We start from the raw sequence: 20,166 nt of genomic DNA, 5'->3' as shown, positions 1-20,166 counted from the left end.
AAATGATAATCACCGGCTTGGTATTTGCACTGCCAGGAGAAAGTTTTTACTCAAGACTTAAGCGAGTGTATGAGTCAAATCTGAGTCAAAAGAGTTTTGGTATGGATCAACTTTTTGAAAACTTCAATTGGGTAAATCTTGAGAATGGAAGAATCAAGAAAATGAGCCCTGCTGAGAAGGTTCACAGGTTGATTGTGGAATCTGAAAAACTGAGGGTTAAAAACACTGTATCTGGGTTTAGACAATTCGAAGTACTTAAGCACAGTTCAAAGTTCGTTAAAAGATACAGGCCTGTCAAACACTGTAAGTCCTGTGCATTTGAAGGATATCATTCATCTGTCTTTGACTTTTACTGGATCAAAGCATGTCCTATTCATAGGGAAAAATTGACCAGTGAGTGTCCATCTTGCGGTAAGTCATGGCCTACAGTTGGCCAGTTATCAAAAAGGAATTGTGGCCTATGTGGGTTAGCCCCTCATAGAACAAAGCTGAATAAAAACTATCCCAATGGTTTGAAGATATATAAACCGTTTCTACGACTGGAGTATTACTTAAATAAATTGATTCCGAAGAAAATTCCAAATGTCAAAATACATCGATTTTCTCCAAATCAAGATATTTCTGAAGATCGTATTAACAACTCAGCAGTTTTGGCTTTGTACTCGTTGGCTCATGAAGGCATCAAGTGTGATGAAACCCTAGAGCTTCTGTCCATGTTTTCTGTATCTGAAACAAGAATTGTAAAAAAAAATTCTGTTTAAAGCACTTTGATTACAGAGAGAGAAACAAAATAGACCGAGACTTCAGTAGAAGAAAATTCATGGTTCTTAATAGGTTGTGCGAGCAAATCAATGACCACACAAAACAGCCAGGACATAATCTTTTTTCTTGTGTCAATTCCAAAGGAGCATGCAGTTTGTGTTCTATGAAGATACTGATGAGCCTTATTTGTAGGGAGTCATACGATATCAATCAAAATGGTTATGATTCACTGAAATTAAACTCATCGAAAATTCTCAATAAATCATTCTTTAATAGAATGAAGAACAAGCCGATCGAGATCTATTTCAAATGCTTGACTCATCAAGTGGATGATCGCCACTACTTCATCTCTGACGAGTTTAGAATGTTTCTTTTCGAGATTGATTGTAGAAGGTTGCTTCAAGGATTGGTCAATCAATTTGAGGCCAGGAATACTGCAGATTTAATGATTCTCAGTTGGCAAGACATGTTTGAAATTCTTCAGGCAGGTTTAATTTATTTAAATACAAATTGTGATGAGTTGGTCATTACTCGAAAGTACAAAAAAGTAAGTGTTTTTTTCAGGAGTGATGAGACGGATGCAGTATGACACAGATTAATTGGTCACTGTTTTCTCATGCTTTGCTTTAGCCTCTAATAACTTTTGATTAGGCTCAGGGGGACAGTTAATGCTTTTAAGCATAGTGGTGGCCATTTCATCAGTGAGTATCAATGGCTGTGTATCACTATATTGATTAACTAGTTGCTTAGTCGAGTCCACAGATCTGTATTTAGATTTGTCACTCATGATGCTGTCCAAAAAAACTGAGTATTTTCCTTCATAGCTTTTACAACCCTGGGATGATTGAGGATCAGGTTTTTTTTATCTTCAGGAATAGATAGGGAGTTGATTATGTTTATAAAAGCCTCTGTTGAAATCTGATCTTGTTCCAGATACTTAATTAATCGAAGAGGAGATTTAAAACCAACAGGCCTGGTTGAACGCCTCATTATTTTACTTGATTCGGGTACGATTACAGACATGAGCTTACTCAATAAATATTAAGTGTATGAAACTTTTATCATTGAAGAATATGTATACCAATTGAGTTTGCCACAATTTGGCCAGGTTAAAAAGCAATTCATCATTTCTTTACCCTCCCTGGAAACGGGATCTAGCCCTTTAATGTAATAGTTAAATCAACTGCCCCAAAACATTATGTACATAATTGAAAAATAACTTGATGCATGGTAAGGCATGATATATGTTGTTAGTTGTGAGGGTGTTATTTGTATTTATTTGTTTTTCCATTTGTTTTACTGCTCAAAGCCATGGTGGTAGAACAAATTCTGATGGGTGCCACAACAATCGGAAAACAGGTGAGTATCACTGTCACAACTCTGGTAAAAAAACTAAAGCAAGACAGTCACAAGCTCGATCTTCGGTAAGAAGTCTATTAAATCCCAATAAAAACAACTTTACTTGCAGTGGAAAAACTGTTTGCAGAGAAATGAAAAGTTGTGATGAAGCTAAGTTTTATTTAGATGAATGTAAAGTGCACAGTCTTGATGGCGACAACGATGGGGTTCCTTGTGAGAGTATTTGTGGTGGATGACTAAGTCTAATCTCAACAACCTAAAAAGTGGGGAAAGGAATGATTGAATGGATTAAATTTATAGCTTTATTATCAATTCCAGTATTAATCTGGGTGTTTTCTTGTTTAATTATCCGATACCACAATTTTCAGCCTGACGGATCAAGGAAAAGGAGTAAACACCATGCTGAGAAAGATGATGACAGAACGATATTCATACAGGCTCATAACAGCTCAATTTATAGGTTGTTTGAGTTTTACATAAAGATTTCATTGGCTATATTTGGTGGTTTTATTTATGTAATAACCAGGGAAGTAAAAACAATTGATATTGAACAGATCAACAAGACTGTAGCCAATTCTATTGGGTGGTTACTTATTTTGATTGCGTCAATTTTTACTTTGATGATTATTTTTCATCAGAAATCAAAAATTGAAAGATGGAGAATAAGATTCTCATGGTGGGAGCCTATATTCTGGATTGAGTTTCCATTAATTCTGTTAATTAACACCGTTTCTATAGCTTTTAAAGTTATTGTGATCCCGTCAATTTTTTAATGAATTCTACTTGTAGCCCAACCATTGTGACAATCTAATGAATGAAGCTTTATCCTATTGCTGTATTACATGATATGAAAAAGAAAAAAAGGGAAAAAAAGCTACGGTTTTTAATATATGAAATATGGAATGGATTTTGGGTGGCTGGTGTTGCTACCTTAGTTTTTTCAATATATTTATCATACTTCACAAGCATTAACATAGCTAAGCTGTTCACTCTTGAATTATATCTTTTATTGCTTTGTTTATACCTCGTAGGTTATCAGTTAATTTTAGAGTATTTGAAAAGCTCTAAACCCACTCAAATAATTCTGGCATTTATGATTTTGGTTATTCATTTTCTGGCTTTTTCATTCATGAGTAACCTGGTAAAAACCGAACTATTCTATTCAGTAGGGCCATTGTATGAACCAAGTTTGGAGCTGGTGAATAGTTTGGTATTAATCAAGTATGTGACAATAAATTTATTGCTAATATCTGTAGCGGGAGTTGCCGTTACGATTAAGCATTATACTAAAAATCTAAAGGATTCTGTTAAAACATTTTCACTGTATCATTTAATATTCATTGGTCTAGCTGGAGGAGTAATCATGAAGTACAGCCTAGAATTATATAAGTTTGAGAGAGACGCTTATTTAGGCCGTAATCAATTTATTTCAAATTTTGATTTTCGTAATCAATATGTATGTTTGTCCAAAATAAAACTGAAGATAAATCCAGTAAATGAGGATAGCTTTTACTTTAATCAATTAACAACTAATGGTTCGAATAAAGTTGGTTTCCATGAATATTCATGCTCACAATTTATTGCCGCAACCAATGATTTTAGAAACTTGGCAGAAAACCTTTTGAGGTGGAAAAAAGAATGAAATTATTCACGGTGCTGCAGATTATTTCTTTACTATCCGAATTGGGGAGGTGCATTAACAAATGAACAATATTGATGAACTTGATTTGACCGTAGTTATGATTTCGCTGATGGCTTTGTTTGTCTCATGGCAATCATTGATCAGTAGAAAGCGAAGTTCTGAAGCTTCTTTGGTTGTAGAATTTTTAAAAGAGTATTCTTCCCCCGAGATGTCAAGATCTTTACGATTGTTGAGAGAGTACAGGGACTCCAATATAAATAATTTTGCTTCGAAGTGGCTCAAAGACCTAAGAGTTGGAAACGAAGAAGCAAAAGAAGTTGATCTTGCCAGAAGGAAAGTAAGTCATTATTTTTATAGAGGTTATAAATTGTACAAGTCAGGATATGTTAGTAAAAAATTTATTCGATCCGTAATGTTGGTTGATGGTATTGCTATATATCTAGAAATAAACAAGCAGTTAGAAATGGCTTTAGGAGCCCTCCCAACACAAGATGAATTTTCATTTTATGATGCAGAGAATCATAAAAATTACTATGTTCGTAGAGTTTTTAGATATTTAGATTAGAAAAATCTTCTCTAAATGGTCCGTGGAATCGAAGTAATACCTGAAATCGTCTCTGGAAACGAACTAAAACCCAATGGTGTGTGAGAATCAGTAGAGTGTTTAACAAACTCGATCTTTATCACAAAGATTTAGAATGGAGTACTGTCAAAACAACGAGCATTGATATTATGCAAATATCTTGTTAGATGGTATTCATGTAAAAAAATGTTAAGAATAGAGAGGAAACAAAATGCCTTCACAAGATTTTGAAACTGCAAATAGAAACTTCCGAGAGTGGTATGCTCAAAACTATCCACTCCTAAGGGCGGCTGAAAAAACATACAAAAATTTAATCCACCTATTACTTTCAGGTATAGAAGGTGTTCCTTTACCAAAAGTTCTCTCTCGCCTGAAAGACAGAAATGAATGCGTGAAGAAATTTCAACGAAAATATCAAACAGATCTAGAGCAAAAATCAACTGAATATGAAATAAAAAATTATTTAACTGATATCATCGGCATCAGGGTGGTATGTCTTTATGAGTCTAATATAGAAACTGTAGTAGGTAAGTTAAAATCCAACTTTTGTTTGATAGATGAAACAAATAAAACAAAAGAATTACATTCAGAAGATGATAAGTTTGGATATAAGGGGCAGCATCTTGATTTAAAACTGAATAATAAAAGGATTAACCTTCCTGAATATAAAAGCTTAAAGGATTTTCCTTTTGAAGTTCAAGTCAGAACTATTGCCCAGGATGCTTGGAGTGAAATTGATCATAAACTCAAGTACAAAAAAGATTTACCTAGTCCACTGAAGAGGCGTGTTTACAATCTTGCCGGATTATTTGAATTAGCCGATAGGGAATTCGATTCTTTGCGAGAGGAAACAGCGAAATTAGTAACTGCAGAGATTGAAAAAGACGAATATGGAAATCCAATAGAGCAGCCACTTAATCCTTTTAATTTTTTAAAGTTAGTACACGCTTACTATCCCAAATACAATTTTCATGAGGATAAAATTGAAGGTTTTGTAGATGATATCAGAGAAGTAAAACATGATGTCACAATTATTGAGGTAGAGGAAGCCATGAAAAATCATTATGAAAGAATTGAGGAATATAGAGAGTGGTGCATAAATCAAATAGGTAGAAACCTTAACCCATATACTCAAATAAGGCATATATTGTATCGCTCGAATAATGTGAACTTCGATGCTCTTATGTTTGATAGGGCAAAAACAAATTTAAATCGTTGGGATGTTGATGGAACGATTTTTAAAAATGATTAATCTTTGCAGAAGAAAATAGGTATCAGTTTATCTAAGCTCGAAGTTTTCTCTGATTTTTCGGATACATGTGAAAAATTTATTGTTATTCCTTACAAACGAAGTTTTTTTGAAGCTAGAGAGTGTCTAGGAAACTCAGGCCTTACCAGACAAAATAAATGTACATAAATGCGGTTATTGATATGAATTAAAGCAATTATTGGCTAATATAAATAGTTCAAATGTATCTGTAAAATTTTGTGTAGTCTTTATTAAGCCAAAATAATCATGAAGTCATTAATTAAAATAATTTTTATGTTTAGCCTGGCAGCTTGTTCTAATGTCAAACAATCTCCAATAAACAATAATTTTACTAATACTATTTCGCACAGATTAATTGATATTGAAGAAAAATGTTCTAGAAGAAACCCTATTGATTTTGAAAAAGCCCATGTAGGTATAAATGTGTTTTTACAAACAGTTGTAGACCGTATAAACAAGCTTGAAATTCCAAATTTGAAAAATGCAAATAAAAACGAAGCTATCCTAGTTCTTTCTGAGATTGATAGAACGTTAAGTGATTTGGGATATGTCTTTTGCATCAAAACAAACAGACTATCAGACACTTACTTAAACACTATCGTGACTTCTTCACCAGAATCAAGGCATTCAGTAGTCAATGAAAAAATTTGCTTAATAATTGATGAGCCAGAATATCGTTCTATAAATATTTCTAAATTCTGGAATGTTGGAATGAAGCCAATAGATTGTGATCTATCATCATTTTTATACTATTCTGTTGGGGAAATACTGGACTTGCCATTAACAATTGTTCAGGTCCCAAAACATAGTTTTATTCGATGGAATTTTGAAAATAGCTATCTAAATTGGGACACTAATGATGCTAGAGAGTACTCTGATAATGACTATAGATTAGCATATGGAATTAATACAAAGAGTGAGGAAACTAACAAGTATTTAGAAAATAGGACGACATTAGAAACACAAGTTTATTACCATAGCATAGTCATTGATGATGGTGCTTCTCATGAATGTTTTGATGAATTTAAAGCTTACTTGGATATAGATGATTTATATGTATCTGCGTTGGCATATAACAATTTTGCTTGGGAATTATCAACTCAAGAAAACGCTAGAGGAATTAACTACGTTAAAGATGCAGTTAGCTATTCTTTAAAATCTCTAGAAATGGAAAATGTCTGTATCTATCAAGATACTTTACCATGTGCGTTTGCAGCTAATGGATTATTTGAAGAAGCAATCCAAACAGAAATTAAATATTTTGGCCTAAATTCACCGAGAATAAAATTTTTTGAGAATAAGTTAAGTTGTTATGAGAAAGAGGTCGCAGACGTAGAAAGATGTTAACAAATATCTTTTTCCTACAATCATAGCAAATTGACAAGGATAATCATTCCATCCAAAAGTGTCTGCAATTCTCAGGACGCATCTAACTCCATGTTTTGAATTACTCGCAGTATTAATTGGTGATGTTTGCCAGTAGGATTACGCTCTTTGAAAAAATACGTAATTGATTTCAAGCAATGACCTTTCCCCCAATTTCAGCACCATGACAAGGATGAAATTTACTGATTAAATGCGTCTACAATTCACAGGTCTTACTATTCATATTTCTCACCATTGTAGTTGGTTAAATTGAATAATTCTGAGAAAAAAAAGCAAATGGTTTAGTTGCCATTGTGGCATGTTCAATCATGCTGTGGATTGAACAGAAAAAGCAAATGGTTTAGTTGGTGGTTGAGGTGAGGAAAGGTCTTTAGTTCAGTGATATAGGAAATTAGCCAAGCAAAGGGTTTACTTGGAGGCCCACCCCTTACATCCCTGTCAAAAGTCATGTAATTTGTGAAAAATAACAATAAATACAATGACATAAGATGCGCATGTAAGGATGGGTTTTTTTTCGATGATTTTTGATATTTACTGATGGAATGGATGGTTCAATCGAAGGAAAGGGGTACATGTACCCCACCTTGTACCCCTTGTTGTCCCCCTCTAAGGACACATCTTTGATGGACTTAATAACGGCTGAACACCAGAGCCAAATTGGTGTGATTCTGAATCCAGAACGGCAGATAAAACCGCTGATGTTTCACTGATCCCAATTGAATCAAAGTCCTGCCTTGGGTGTCGGCACCACCATGCCGGCCAGCGCGCCAATCGCGGTTGCCAGGGTGGTTTGTAGGAAGTTGGGTGTTTGTTCTGCCAGATAGATGCCGCCCAGTACGGTCATCACGGCCACCGCAGCGATCGAGCCGATGGCCAGTTTATAGACGAAGGTGTTGGGCACTTCGGCCGTCACCACAGTGGTATCATCGATGGCTTTTTGTACCGCCTTCTTCTGCTCAGCCGACAAATCAGGAATGGAATCTACCGATTGTTTGATGGCTTTGGAAGCCTGGTTCAGTGAGGCGGTGACCAGTTTGGATTTTGAGTTGATGTGCATGATGGGCTCCTAAAAATAATGCTGCTGATGATTGGTGACATCAGCAACAGTTTTCTCTCACTGATGCTTTGAAGTTTCTGTTTTCCACAGAAGCTGTTGATAAGTCTGTTGATAGTTGCACAGAAGTACCCGGAGATTTTGGCCAGACCAGATATTGGTTAATGGTTAACCAAATGGGGTTGAGGTTTTACTTGGATTGTCTGAAAATCAATCATACTGACAGGCAATGCCTCAGCGTTTGGGGACTTTTGTCATTCGGCCAGTGTTATCAACAGCCACACAAATGGAGTATAAGTTTTAGATTTAAACCAAAAGAACAGCCAGCTGTCCAATGAGTTTTAGCCGAAGACACAAGATGCGTTTATTGAATTGGTCACCATTCATGATTTTGGTGTTGAGCGGAGGTGCCATTGCTTGCGGCAATGTCGAAGAGCACTCCATGAAATTGTACTTTCAGCGGGAAGGTATCAAGTGGCAACCACCAGCACTGAAAGAAAAATGCCGGGAACTACCGCCGATTCCTGTGGTGGCATATTTTTTGCCCTCGGAATTGTTCGATGATAAGGTGCGTTATGCCATGGATGGTCTGGGCATTCCTGCAGATGCCATCATAATCCCAGAGGGCAAGGGGTACACGCTAACCACCCATTTTGGTTGTGGCAGGCAATCTGATACCAGTATGCGAATAAAGCCTGACAAGTCTGATGAAAGTCAAAGTGCATCGCAACCGCACCATGAGGACAACAAAGCTCGGGGCATCAAGTCTGCATTGTAGGAATAAACAGTGGAGCTCAATGTTCCATGCCATTGCTGGAGTAACTGAAGTATTCATTGACCAGTTTCAGTTTACTTTTGGCTATGACGATCTCATCACCGGTGGTCAGCTTGATGGAGCCTGAACCACCTGAGGTGTATTCTTCGACGGCATTCATGTTAACAATGGCGCTGCGGTGAACCCGCATAAAGTCCCCGGGTAAGACCTGCTCAAGCGCTTTCAGGCTGGTGCGCATGGTATACACGAAGCGGTTATTCCTGACATGCACATTGACGCAGTAATCATCGGCTTCAATCCAGTCAATGTCGTTGATGTTGATGATTTTGTGGCTGTTGCCGACTTTGATTTTCAGAACCGAAACCTGTTGGTCCACTGACTGATTGTTGTGTTCGCTGTAATAACTGGCTTTGTCTTTGGCTTCCAATTGGTTGAATTCGAGTATCTGAAAGGCCAGCAGGCGATTGAGCTGAAACAGATAGAATACCACTGCCAGAATGAGGTAACCCAACATGTAAATCGGGGTTTTCTGAAACACATAAAACCTGAAATAGGACCCATAGACAGCGGCACTGAACCGATCAGCGTTGAGCAGCACTTCAACCAGTGACATGACCAGTAAGACCAACAACAGGCATCCAGAGATCATCACAAACACCCGCAGCACATCCTTTACCCTGATGGTTTCCTGCCCGGCCAATCGTGACATGTAACGATACACCAGGGTCAGGCTGAGCAGCCAGATAAACCACTTTCTGCTCTGTGTGATGAACAGATCAAGAAAGGTCGCTTCCGCACTGAGGTCATAGGTTTTGACGTAAAAATACTGTTGGGCGGTTTCAAAAAACACCACCATCACACACAGCGAGATAACCCCTAACACAGTGGCGCGGTTGCTGATCTCAATACGGCTATTCATCATGGTAGGTTGTGATACATGTCAGGCTGTTTGGTCAGTTTAACCTGAATGCAGGTTGATTGTTCAGTCATCATCAGTTTTCTCCGTTCAGATCAATCACTGCGGTGATGTCTGAACCGGTGTGGTGCACGCCGGCCAGACTGGCAATGGTGCCGACTGCGGTTTGCACCACCCGGGTGGCGAAGGTGGTGTCCAGGGTATGCAGCCGGTCAGAAGTTTGGTGATAATGCGGAGTTCTGAAATTGGCACCATCGGTGAGGAACAAGGCATCCACCCCCAGGTCCCAGAACGGGGCATGATCACTGCGCCGGAAATTGGCATCACCGTCATCGGTGACGCTGGTGATTTTCAGACCAGGTACATGGTTTTGACCAATCTGTTGAAAGGTGTTGCCCATGCGGCTGGCAAAAGCACTCATGATGTTGTAGATCGAAGTATCTGCATTCGGGAAGTTGACACATTCAGGCTGAGCACTGCAGGTGTAGCCAATCATTTCAAAATTGATCAATCCGGTTATCTGTTCATCGGCTGGTTTAATCCTCGCGTAATGGCGGCTGCCCACCAAACCCAGTTCTTCTTTATCAAAGGCAATGAACCTGATGTTGGCCCTGGTGTTGAACTGGGAGAGCACCCGCATGGCTTCCAGCATGCCGGCGGTGCCTGAGGCGTTGTCATCCGCACCCGGGGTCCGTGACACGGTGTCGTAATGACCGTCAATGATAAAGGTGTCCTCAACCGGCAGGTCAGCAGCGAGAATGCCGATGATGTTCACCCCTTCGGAGCCCTGATGCATGAATGTTTGTTCCTCAAGTGTCAATGGATGGTTACTCATCTGCCCGATGATGTATTGCCGGGCTTGAGCCAGGCCCAGTGGGTTGGTCTGGTGATGGCGAATGCCCTCCAGGGCCTGGATATCACTGATGATGCGGGCTTCACTGACTGAATCAACAATTGATTGGGTGGTACTTGAATAGTGGTCATCGGCTATGATTTCGACCTGTAAAGCCGTCCAGCCCAGTTCCTGAAGTTGCAGGTCCCGGGAATAGGCCCAACTGACCCGTTGTTGTTGGCCACTGACCACTGGATGGCCTACATGGCCAATCAGATAGGGCAGGGCGATGTCGTGGGTTTGTCCATCAGGTCCATGCACCCTGAAGCGCAGTTCCAGTTGATCACGCTCGGGGTCGGTGGCATCAAACACCAAATGAATGTGTGTTTCATCCACCGTGGTGTTGGTCAGAGTAACCGTGGGTGGATAATTGAAAGGGCTGGTTTCAACTGGGTCATCCAGCTGCTCAGCGCAGTGAACATCTGGGGTGGCACGGGTCAGGTTAATGCTGCCGGATTTGCCCCCAGCAGACAACACATATTCATACAGCAGTTCGGTGCAACTCAGGGCCGTCAGGCTGGCATAACCCTGATCGGTGAAGCTGGTTTCGCTTGGGGTCACAAACACCCCTTGAGTTGTTTCAAGCAAAATGACTTGCGCCAGTGAACCACTGTAATGCCCGTGCAAACTCAGCCAGTGGGGTTGGTCGACAGGTTCACCAAATGGATTAAAGGTAAACCAGCCAGCAAACAGCTGTTGGTTGCGGGGGATGATTTCAATGATCAGACCTTGTCCGGGGACCAGTTCATCATGCCAGGTGCCGGTCAGGCCGCTGTTGAAACTGATCTCAGCCTCAGCGTTGAAGATCAGGTGCATGACAAGCCAGCTAATAATGAAGGTTTTTGTGTTCATGTGTTGTGTTCGATGATGCTGTATGATTGGATACCGGTCAGGCAACAGGCGGAGAACTATGGAACTTCAAAACACCGCTTGCCGTGCCTGACCGGGTGACATTATCAGCATACCGCAGGTCAGGGTGGGGGCCGCATTGTTGCAGTGGAATGGCATAATCATGCAGCCAACTCACTCAGGAGGGTCTGAATTTTGCCTCGGTTCGCACATCAAAAAGCCCGCTGAGGTTGACACGCCAGCGGGCTGAAGGCTTGTTTCAGTCTTGTGTCTTAGAACGACTGTCCGGTGTTTACCTGTCCATAGGTTTCAGCTTGTGGGGCATTCCAGACGAAGTCTGAGGAGGCCACACCCTGACCGGATTTTTGCAGCGAAAAACCCACTGGTGTGCTGGTGGTTTCTGCCACGCCGATGTTCACCGAAGTCATGTCCGCTGCCGGGCCATCGATGGCGCTCAAGGAGCCCTCATAAGACAAAAACTCCAGCACTTCACCGAGGTCATTGACCAGTGCCAATCCATCAGGGGCACCGTTCTGGATACCGGACACATCAAATGGCATGGTGCCAAAGTTGTTCTGCTGGTTGGGCAGGGTACCGGACAGGTTAACGGTTTTGTACACCGTGCCGTTGCTGCCATTGTAAAACACCAGCTGCCAGCCACTGAGGTTGGTACCGGCGGTACCGGCGATCTCGACAAATTCACCGGTGTCGGTGGACGCGTTGTCATAGTGCAGCTCGTTGATCCACACCTCGTCCATCAGGGCCGCCTGTGGGGTGGCACTGACCATTGCTGAAGGCGCTGACTCATTGCCCACAGCGTCTTCGGCGGTGATGCGGTATTGATAGGTCACCCCATTGCTGGCGGTGGTGTCGATATACATGATGTCATTCACCAGGCTGGCATTGAGGGTGCTCCAGGCACCGCCGGTGCTGCGCTGTACGTTGTAACCGGCCAGGTCTGATTCGCTGTTGGCGTTCCAGGACAACATCACCTGAGATTCACCGGCGATGGCATCCAGACCACTGGGCACTGCTGGTGGGGTGGTGTCGCTGCCACAGCCATCAAATGTCTGATTGCGGTTGACATTGTTTTTGGTGTGTCGCTGGGCATTTTGCCAGCTGAAATCAGCGGCAACTTGTCCTGTGCCACCCAATTGCAGTGAGCGATTTTTGCGGGTTGAGCTGGTTTCACTGACGCCCACATCTGTGGAAGTCATGCCGGCCGCTGAACCACTGGTGGCGGTCAGACTGCCTTCGTAACTGATGAAATCCAGTACCTGGCCAGTGCCTGTTACCAGGGCCAGACCATCTGGAGAGCCATTTTGCAGGCCCGGGAAGTTGACCGCCAGTACACCCATACAACCTTCGTCATCAGCGATGATCCCGGACAGTGGTTCGATGGCATACAAGGCACCATTGGAGCCGTTGTAGGCTTCGACCATCCAGCCTGACACATCGGTGCCGGCCGGGGCGGCGATTTCCACAAATTCATTGCTGTCGGTGCCGCTGTTGTCATAATGGAATTCATTGATGAAGGCGTCTAACGAACCGCCACCGCCGCCAGAAACTGTGGCATTGACCTGAGCGCTGTTGCCTGACTCATTGCCGGAGCTGTCACTGGCCGTCACCACATAGTAATAGGTGTTGCCTGCGCTCACCGAGGAATCCTGATAGTCGGAATTGATCAGCAACGCACCGTTCAGCGCGCTGTAGGGGCCGCCTGACTGGGTGCTGCGGTACACTGTGTAGCCAGCCAGGTCAGGCTCATTGTTGTTGGTCCAGTCCAGATCAACGGTGGTGCCATTAACGCTGGCAATCAAACCTGTAACTGGCACTGGTGCTGTGGTGTCGCCGCCGCCACCGCCGTTACAGACCAGTTCGAACACACATTCAACCCACTCCGGGTGATCGACGAAGGGGTTGCGGTTGCCCTGGAAACTGGCCACTGCCTCATTGTGCTGTCGTTCAATGTCATCCACCGGGTCTTGCTGGTGCCACAGAATCAATACTGACATCAGACCCATATAGGCAACCGATTCATTGTTACCGGTGTTGGAGTTTTCAATCAGGGTGCGGTTTTCGGTGAGGATCAGGTCAGGTTCGGCATGGCCGGTGATGCCATGGGTGCCCCCTTCATAACGCACATCCATGTAAAACATGGCCCGGGCAATGTCGCCCCGGCGGGAATCCCACACTTCCCAGGCACCCTGGGTGAAGGAACCGGCGGTCCAGTTGGAATGGCCGGGGCCACCGCGGCTGTTGTTGACCAGAGTGACTTTTTCAGCACAACCAGAGGTACAGACATCAAATGGTTTGTTGCTGCGTGATGAGTTGTAACCACTGTCGGCGATGAACAGGTGGTGCATATCGGTGTACGGGTAGTTGCTGCTGCCGTCATTGGGGAAGCCGTATGATTTGGGCCAGGAATGTTCGCGGTTGTAAAAGGTGTTGCCGCCGCCTTGTTTACCGTTGCTGTCGTTTTCGTAAACGGTGATCACCTGTGCGGCGTTGTCCATGTTCTCATCAGCGATTTCCAGCACGTCCCAGGTGTCCACTGCTGATGAGGTGTATGGATAGCGGGTGTGGTCATCAATCACCTGATGCAGGGTGTTGCGCAGGGTCGATGGGGATGAGGTATTCACTGAATCATAATAACCAGCCGGTGCCTGAGCCAGTGCCAGGGGGGTGATCATAATCAGCAACAGGTAGGACGGAATCCGTGCTTTTAGGCCGCACGAAGGCCTTGTGATGTGTTTGTTCACGCTTTTCTCCACTCTCTTTTTTATTTATTGTTATGACAGCCATAACAGTGGACAAGCATGAGCGACAATCATTGCAATTCAATGACATCAATCCTTGTAATGATTGTGTTTCCTGCCTTCCCCATCAGGCATGGTTAATTTTTAACCTGAATGGCGGACAAACTCAAGCATTCTGAGCTTTTCGGTGGGTTTTTTGTGGATATTCGGGTGTTTTTGTGAACTGCAGCGGATTTCAGCAGGTCAGGCAGCGTGATCAATGGGCATCTGCCTGCCGGTGGGTGTTGACAAAGCGCATCACCGTGATGGCCACCATGATGATCAGAAAAGGGATGCAGGTGTACAAAATACCCTGCCACTGAAAATTGAACAACACCCAGCCCGCCATCAGTGACGACAGTCCCTGGAAGGTGAAGATGCTGAAATCATTGATCGCCTGAACTTTGTGCCGTTCGTGGTTGTGGTAACTCAAAGGCAACAGCGTGGTGCCGGAGTAAAACAGGAAGTTCCAGCCGATGCCCAGCAGAATCAGTGCCCACCAGTAATGCAGTAATTCATGGCCTTGCGAAGCTATGATGACCACACCGATGAACATCAGTGTGCCGGTCAATAGAAAATATTTGGTTTTGATTTTTTTGCCCAGCCAGATGGTGATCAGTGAAGGCAGGTACATAGCAGCCACATGAGACTGGATCACCCACTTGGTGTGTTCCAATGAATGGGCATGCAGCTGATGCATGCTCAATGGTGTGGCAGTCATCACGAAACTCATCAGTCCAAATCCCAATGCGGCTGCCACGATGGCAACAATGAAAACCGGTTGTCGCACGATGTGTGTCAGCGGTCTGCCGGGCAGGTCTGATTCCAATGCGGTGAGTGGCGGGGCTTTGAACCGGGACACCACGGTGATGGCCAGAACTGACAACAAGCCAATACCCAGAAAAGTACCGGCATATCCATGTGGTGAATCCAGCCAGTCTTTGCTGACGAATGCCAGTTCGGGACCAATCATGGCGGCAAAAATGCCCGTAAGCATCAGCAGTGAGATGGCTTTAGGAATGTCAGCAGGATCGGCCAGGCTTTCAATCGCAGCAAAGCGCAGTTGTTGGGCAAAAGCACCGCTGAAGCCCATGATAAAGGCGGCCAGCACAAATCCACTGAACCAGCTGTTTTTAACGGCAAATATGCCCAGCAGACCGCCAGCAATGCCAGAACAAAATCCCAGCATTGTGGCCCGGCGACGGCCGAAACGCCGGGCCAGCATGGCTGCCGGCACAGTGGCTACTGCAGTACCGGCAATCATGAATGTCAGCGGCAGTGTGACCCAAGCCGGATCCGGTGCCAGGGAAGTGGAAATAATGCCACCAATAAAGACCATCATTGGTGCTGCTGCGGTCATCAATGGGACAGCAAGGAATAACAAACTGATGTTGCGGTGCAGTCCGGCAAAACGATCAATCAGCCAGGTCACAAGCAGTAAGGCAGAGATGATGAGCATTAAATTCAGCATGATGTCAGGCAGTCTATCAGGCTCTTATAATCAATGCCAGCGATACAGTTTTCATGGGTTAAAATAAGGGCCATGAAACCCACTGAACAAAAAAGCAAAGACCGTAAAGTCCAGCAAATCATCCTCATTGAGGGCTTGTATAACATCATTGTGTTGTTGATTAAACTGGTGGTCGGCCTGGCCACCAACTCCCTGGCCATCATCGGTGATGCCATCCATTCACTCACAGATGTGTTGAACAATGTAGTGATTTGGTTGGTGATGCGGGTGGCTGGCAAACCAGCGGATAAAGATCACCCCTATGGGCACCGGAAGTTTGAAACCATGGCGGTGTTCGGCCTGGCATCCTTGCTGGTGGTGCTGGCGGTGCAATTGATCCTGCATGCCTTTCAAAGTGAACCCGAGCCCATCGTCAGCGAACCCTGGGGCCTGGGCCTGATGGTGTTGGTGTTGTTGCTGAACCTGATGATTTCGCTGTGGGAACGACATTGGGGTAAAAAACTGGGTTCAGACATCTTGCTGGCAGATGCCCAACACACCTTGGTGGATGCCATCACCACCGTCCTGGTAATTGTCAGCTGGCAATTATCGGCGCTGGGTTATGTCTGGCTGGATCAGCTGTGCGCGATCGGAGTGGCCGGTCTGGTGTTGTATTTTGCCTATGGCTTGTTTCATCAGGTGGTGCCCATTCTGGTGGATGGTTTTGCCATTGACCCTGATGTGTTGAACAAAGCCGTGGCCCAGGTCGCTGGTGTCAGACAGGTCAGGCAAGTGCGGTCTCGTTGGATTGGTGATAACAAGGCGGTTGATTTGATCATTGCAGTGGATGATGATTTGAGTGTCATTGAATCACATGACATCGCTCATGCAGTGGAGGACATGCTGGTGGATCGGTTTTCAGTGGCTGATGCATCCATTCATGTGGAGCCTTGTTCAGTTGATTAATCCCCATAAGGGCATCAGCTGTAACATAAACAATGTGACCAGACTGATGGTGGCCATCATCATGGCCTGCAGAAAACGTCGCCTTTTGAGGTCCCTGAGGTACGAAACCTTCAGCAATTCATAAGACAGTTCTTGTTGGATGTCCATGTCTCTGATGCGGACCACATAATCGGTTACGGTTTCCTGATGGTTCATATAAAACAGCCCATGCACATCGGCCTTGTTTTTCAACACTTCCGGAGCCACCCGGCGGGTAGGATACAGTACAGAACCGAAAAACACCGCGGGAATGATGATCAGAATCCAGGTAGCCACTGTGGCCATGTGCTGCCAGTCTTGCGAGATGTTGGTCCAGGTGTTGAATTTAATGACCATACCGATGGTAAAAATGAAACCAATGCCCACAATCTGAGCTTTGGTGTCATATGTACGGATGTTATCTTGTGACTCTTTCAGTGCGGCGTACAAAAAAAGATGTGTCTGATCACTGGTGGGTTTTTGATGCTCGGTGTTCTGGGTGTTCATGACAGCAGGAAAGCAGGCTGTAAAAAGGCTGGATTGTAAACCCCATCATGATGATTGACCATTAATAAATGATGCCTGATAAGCATTATTTAATATGTCAGTATGCCGGCCTGTACTGATGGGGGAGAGGTCCAACGGGCTGGCATTGGTCAGCCCGTTGTTTGCAGCTCAGATTTTTTCAAACACCAGGATGAAACGATCAGTCTTGCCACGACTTTCAGGAGCAAAAACTGACGTTGTTTTGTCGTCTTCGGGATTGGCCAGCACAGCAGACTCAGCCACCAGTCTGAAGCCAATGGCTTCGATCCTTTGTACAGCAAAATCTTTCTCAATGCGGTGCAAAGATTGGGTGTCCATAGCCCCGCGACCCGGATTGGCCTGGTGATCAACAATCAGAAACCGACCTCCTTTTTTCAGCCCGCGGTGAATTTGGCGCATAAAATCCCCGTGATCAATTTGTGGCCAGCCATTGGCCGGATCATCATAAAAAAGATCGTGATAGGACATGATGATCATTGCGGCATCAACAGATTCTGGTGGCATATCAAGGTCTTCAACTTCACGGTCATGTTGAACCAGTTGTGGCATGCTGATGCCGGTCATGCGATCAGTCAGTTGTTGATTGACAAAATTCAGGTAGGCCTGGTTATTGTGCAAATATACTTTACCGTCTTCACCCACCACCCGGGCAATCAGTTCAGAATAGTATCCACCACCGCCAAATACATCAAATACCACATCACCAGGGCCAATGTCCAGCATGGCCAGGGTCACATCCGGCCGACTTCTGACATCCCGCTGTTTATCGGTTGAGCTGCGGTCATTGGCCGTCATGGCCTGCTCCAGGATGGCATCAGCTTGATTGGATTTGTTTTCAGCTGCACAGCCAGTCAATAGGATGAAGGACATTAATATCCACGTTTTATTCATTGTTCACCTCTTATCGGGCTTCTTAACTCTCTGTGATTATAACATCATGAAAGGCTTGTATTTTGACCTGCGTCAACTTCAGGATTGATAGCGGTCATGCAGATTTTTCATTGAACACAAACGCTGTCATATTTGTCAGGATAATTGCTTCTGGTTAAGCTGAAGCCGACGACACAGAACATCTTCGATATGTGTTACCCAAATGAATGGCTACTGGAAGGCCGGCATTGGAATGCGTGTTACTTCCTGTGACGGGCCTTTCTGACCACTAAGAACCAGAGGAAATGGCGTAATGGCTCATTACCTGCAGACCATGCATGATCAGTTGATGAAAAGGAATGGTTTTGTGACTTCGGCTTTTGACCCGGTCTCTGTTCTAACTCCTGTATCCTTACAGACGTCATTCAATTTTGTTACTGACAAAATTGACAGCGGCCACGGCGATCATGTCATTCAATCAAGCGCGAACGACGTTATCCGCACAAGCTTTCTTTTGCGCTGCAAAAACCAGCATGTGCTCCAAGACTGTTCCACCCCTCTGATTGATCACCATGCATAGTGGTCTGCCGCGCTGGTATGGAGCGGAAGCGGTCAACTGAGTTTAACGGCTGATCGATCACTTCATCATGGCTTCTTGGCGCACAACGACATTCAAGGCACGCTGCTTTATCTTCGATAAAACCGCATACCATTGTTTGCCTGTGCCAGGTCAAACCGCCATGACTGCTTAATCTGCCGAGCCGGGTCGGCGGGTCGAGCTGACCATCAGTCCTCCTATATGCCAAGTTGTCGCATCAATCAGGGGGCAGTCTGTAATTGCTTAAAAAATAAGCCGCTCAGTTGAGGTGGCATCAGGTAAAATCTGAAACTGCGATGAACTGGCTGGCACACACATTACTGTCCAAACAACACATTGATTACCAATTGGGTAATGTGCTGGCTGATCCGTTGAAAGGCAAAGCATGGCGCGGCGCCAGTCAATACCTGAAAGATGGCATGCGGATGCACAAAGCCATTGATCGGTTCACCGATGGTCATGAATTGCTCACGGTCAGTAAATCCAGACTGGGTGATGATGGCTTGCTTAAAGGGGTGGTTCTTGATTTATTGTATGATCACTTTTTATCCGCAGACTGGACAGGCTATGCAGTGATGCCACTGAGCGAATACCTGAAACGGTTCAATCAACAGGCCATGGCGGTGAAAAATTATTTTCCCGATCGGCCACAGACCATCGTTGGCCGGATAGCCGCCACCAATCTGTTGGGACAATATCGAGACATGGCTGGGTTTGAAGCAGCACTACAGCGTATTGATGGTCGACTGTCAGACCGATTGCGGGCCCGGGAAACTGCCAGCCAGTATTTGCCGCTGGTGGAAAAAAATTATGCTCAGCTACAGAATGATTTTGCTGAATTTTTCCCTCAACTCTCGGTGTTTTTTAAATCTCATCCATTGGGCAGTGCGGTTGATCATTTGCTGATCAGGTGACATCATGAATGTGTTTCATGAGCAATATATTCTGTGGTAATATTCACTCATGATTAAAGACCTCATAGTGATTTCAATATTGATCAGCGGTGGATATTTTGGCTACCAAAAGTTCAAAGCCATTCAGGCTGAAGAAGCTGTTGCCGAAGCCAATCAACCAGCGGTTCAGGGTTATTCCAGAGAACAGCAGATACAACAACACATAGACGCCTTTGAAAACATGAAAGTCAAAACACAGGATGCATCTTCAGTCTATGACCAACTTGAACAGAAAAATCAAAAGCCTGACCGCTTTGCTGATCAAGATCCTGTGTTCTGCAAAAAAGCAGAACGTGAAATGGAAAACTTAAACACAACCCTGGACTTCAATGATAAGCGGGCGGTAAACCGGTATTACGATAAGAAACAAAAAATTCAGCAAAGAATCAACAAATACTGTGGCTGTGCCATCCCAGGCTGCTGAACACAGCCAAACCTTTTAAATAAACGCCAATAGCCGTTGCCTTGGTCTGCAAAGC

Annotated in this window: 18 protein-coding genes; 10 read left to right on the top strand and 8 right to left on the bottom strand. The window is 44.1% G+C overall.

Annotated features, from left to right (window positions below; all coding sequences use genetic code 11):
• The first annotated feature begins 2 nt into the window (after positions 1 to 2).
• The gene (locus tag B0475_RS06580) at positions 3 to 761 is read left to right on the top strand and encodes a hypothetical protein (protein ID WP_077410976.1); all 759 of its coding nucleotides are present in this window, start codon (positions 3 to 5) and stop codon (positions 759 to 761) included.
• A 784-nt stretch (positions 762 to 1,545) separates the two neighbouring features.
• Here B0475_RS06580 and B0475_RS06565 read toward each other — a convergent pair.
• The gene (locus B0475_RS06565; RefSeq protein ID WP_077410973.1) at positions 1,546 to 1,785 is read right to left on the bottom strand and encodes a hypothetical protein; all 240 of its coding nucleotides are present in this window, start codon (positions 1,783 to 1,785) and stop codon (positions 1,546 to 1,548) included.
• A gap of 221 nt (positions 1,786 to 2,006) precedes the next feature.
• On the opposite strand from B0475_RS06565, the gene B0475_RS17785 reads away from it, so the two are divergent.
• From B0475_RS17785 to B0475_RS06535, 5 genes are all read left to right on the top strand, one after another.
• Positions 2,007 to 2,357 carry an excalibur calcium-binding domain-containing protein gene (locus B0475_RS17785; RefSeq protein WP_198538153.1) on the top strand — a complete coding sequence of 117 codons (351 nt, stop codon included), beginning with the start codon at positions 2,007 to 2,009 and terminating at the stop codon, positions 2,355 to 2,357.
• A gap of 611 nt (positions 2,358 to 2,968) precedes the next feature.
• Entirely contained in the window at positions 2,969 to 3,763 is a 795-nt protein-coding gene (locus tag B0475_RS06550) for a hypothetical protein (RefSeq protein ID WP_077410971.1), read from the top strand.
• Positions 3,764 to 3,824: 61 nt separating this feature from the next.
• Positions 3,825 to 4,328 carry a hypothetical protein gene (locus B0475_RS06545; protein ID WP_077410970.1) on the top strand — a complete coding sequence of 168 codons (504 nt, stop codon included), beginning with the start codon at positions 3,825 to 3,827 and terminating at the stop codon, positions 4,326 to 4,328.
• 229 nt (positions 4,329 to 4,557) lie between these two features.
• Complete coding sequence (locus B0475_RS06540) at positions 4,558 to 5,598, top strand: GTP pyrophosphokinase (protein WP_077410969.1); 1,041 nt, start codon at positions 4,558 to 4,560, stop codon at positions 5,596 to 5,598.
• Positions 5,599 to 5,862: 264 nt separating this feature from the next.
• Positions 5,863 to 6,963, top strand: a complete 1,101-nt coding sequence (locus B0475_RS06535) for a hypothetical protein (protein WP_077410968.1) — start codon at positions 5,863 to 5,865, stop codon at positions 6,961 to 6,963.
• Between the two features lie 760 nt (positions 6,964 to 7,723).
• Here the strand turns inward: B0475_RS06535 and B0475_RS06530 are convergent.
• Positions 7,724 to 8,059, bottom strand: coding sequence for a hypothetical protein (locus B0475_RS06530; protein ID WP_077410967.1), 336 nt, complete (start codon positions 8,057 to 8,059; stop codon positions 7,724 to 7,726).
• A gap of 355 nt (positions 8,060 to 8,414) precedes the next feature.
• On the opposite strand from B0475_RS06530, the gene B0475_RS06525 reads away from it, so the two are divergent.
• Positions 8,415 to 8,834 (top strand): hypothetical protein, encoded by a 420-nt coding sequence (locus tag B0475_RS06525; RefSeq protein WP_077410966.1) that lies wholly within the window; start codon positions 8,415 to 8,417, stop codon positions 8,832 to 8,834.
• A gap of 16 nt (positions 8,835 to 8,850) precedes the next feature.
• On the opposite strand, the gene B0475_RS06520 is transcribed toward B0475_RS06525, so the two are convergent.
• From B0475_RS06520 to B0475_RS06505, 4 genes are all read right to left on the bottom strand, one after another.
• On the bottom strand, positions 8,851 to 9,753 hold the full coding sequence (locus tag B0475_RS06520) for a LytR/AlgR family response regulator transcription factor (protein WP_077410965.1): 903 nt from the start codon (positions 9,751 to 9,753) through the stop codon (positions 8,851 to 8,853).
• A 70-nt stretch (positions 9,754 to 9,823) separates the two neighbouring features.
• Positions 9,824 to 11,491: a M28 family metallopeptidase gene (locus tag B0475_RS06515; protein ID WP_077410964.1), complete on the bottom strand. Its 1,668-nt coding sequence runs from the start codon at positions 11,489 to 11,491 to the stop codon at positions 9,824 to 9,826.
• Positions 11,492 to 11,760: 269 nt separating this feature from the next.
• Positions 11,761 to 14,181 carry an endonuclease gene (locus tag B0475_RS17780; protein WP_198538152.1) on the bottom strand — a complete coding sequence of 807 codons (2,421 nt, stop codon included), beginning with the start codon at positions 14,179 to 14,181 and terminating at the stop codon, positions 11,761 to 11,763.
• A gap of 322 nt (positions 14,182 to 14,503) precedes the next feature.
• Complete coding sequence (locus tag B0475_RS06505; protein ID WP_198538151.1) at positions 14,504 to 15,757, bottom strand: MFS transporter; 1,254 nt, start codon at positions 15,755 to 15,757, stop codon at positions 14,504 to 14,506.
• 72 nt (positions 15,758 to 15,829) lie between these two features.
• Here B0475_RS06505 and B0475_RS06500 point away from each other — a divergent pair, with 72 nt between their 5' ends.
• Positions 15,830 to 16,702: a cation diffusion facilitator family transporter gene (locus B0475_RS06500; RefSeq protein ID WP_077411280.1), complete on the top strand. Its 873-nt coding sequence runs from the start codon at positions 15,830 to 15,832 to the stop codon at positions 16,700 to 16,702.
• Here B0475_RS06500 and B0475_RS06495 read toward each other — a convergent pair.
• Both B0475_RS06495 and B0475_RS06490 read right to left on the bottom strand, forming a co-directional pair.
• Positions 16,691 to 17,227: a hypothetical protein gene (locus B0475_RS06495; RefSeq protein WP_077410962.1), complete on the bottom strand. Its 537-nt coding sequence runs from the start codon at positions 17,225 to 17,227 to the stop codon at positions 16,691 to 16,693. The genes B0475_RS06500 and B0475_RS06495 overlap by 12 nt on opposite strands.
• A gap of 168 nt (positions 17,228 to 17,395) precedes the next feature.
• Positions 17,396 to 18,157: a class I SAM-dependent methyltransferase gene (locus B0475_RS06490; protein WP_157892750.1), complete on the bottom strand. Its 762-nt coding sequence runs from the start codon at positions 18,155 to 18,157 to the stop codon at positions 17,396 to 17,398.
• A gap of 873 nt (positions 18,158 to 19,030) precedes the next feature.
• On the opposite strand from B0475_RS06490, the gene B0475_RS06480 reads away from it, so the two are divergent.
• Positions 19,031 to 19,648 carry an acyl carrier protein phosphodiesterase gene (locus B0475_RS06480; RefSeq protein ID WP_077410959.1) on the top strand — a complete coding sequence of 206 codons (618 nt, stop codon included), beginning with the start codon at positions 19,031 to 19,033 and terminating at the stop codon, positions 19,646 to 19,648.
• A 49-nt stretch (positions 19,649 to 19,697) separates the two neighbouring features.
• Positions 19,698 to 20,111 (top strand): hypothetical protein, encoded by a 414-nt coding sequence (locus B0475_RS06475; protein WP_077410958.1) that lies wholly within the window; start codon positions 19,698 to 19,700, stop codon positions 20,109 to 20,111.
• Positions 20,112 to 20,166: the final 55 nt, after the last annotated feature.

This window comes from Marinicella sediminis, assembly GCF_002000055.1.
In the GTDB taxonomy this organism is placed as follows: domain Bacteria; phylum Pseudomonadota; class Gammaproteobacteria; order Xanthomonadales; family Marinicellaceae; genus Marinicella; species Marinicella sediminis.
Note: the sequence above shows the minus strand (reverse complement) of the source record. Positions and strands in the feature narration are given on the sequence as shown.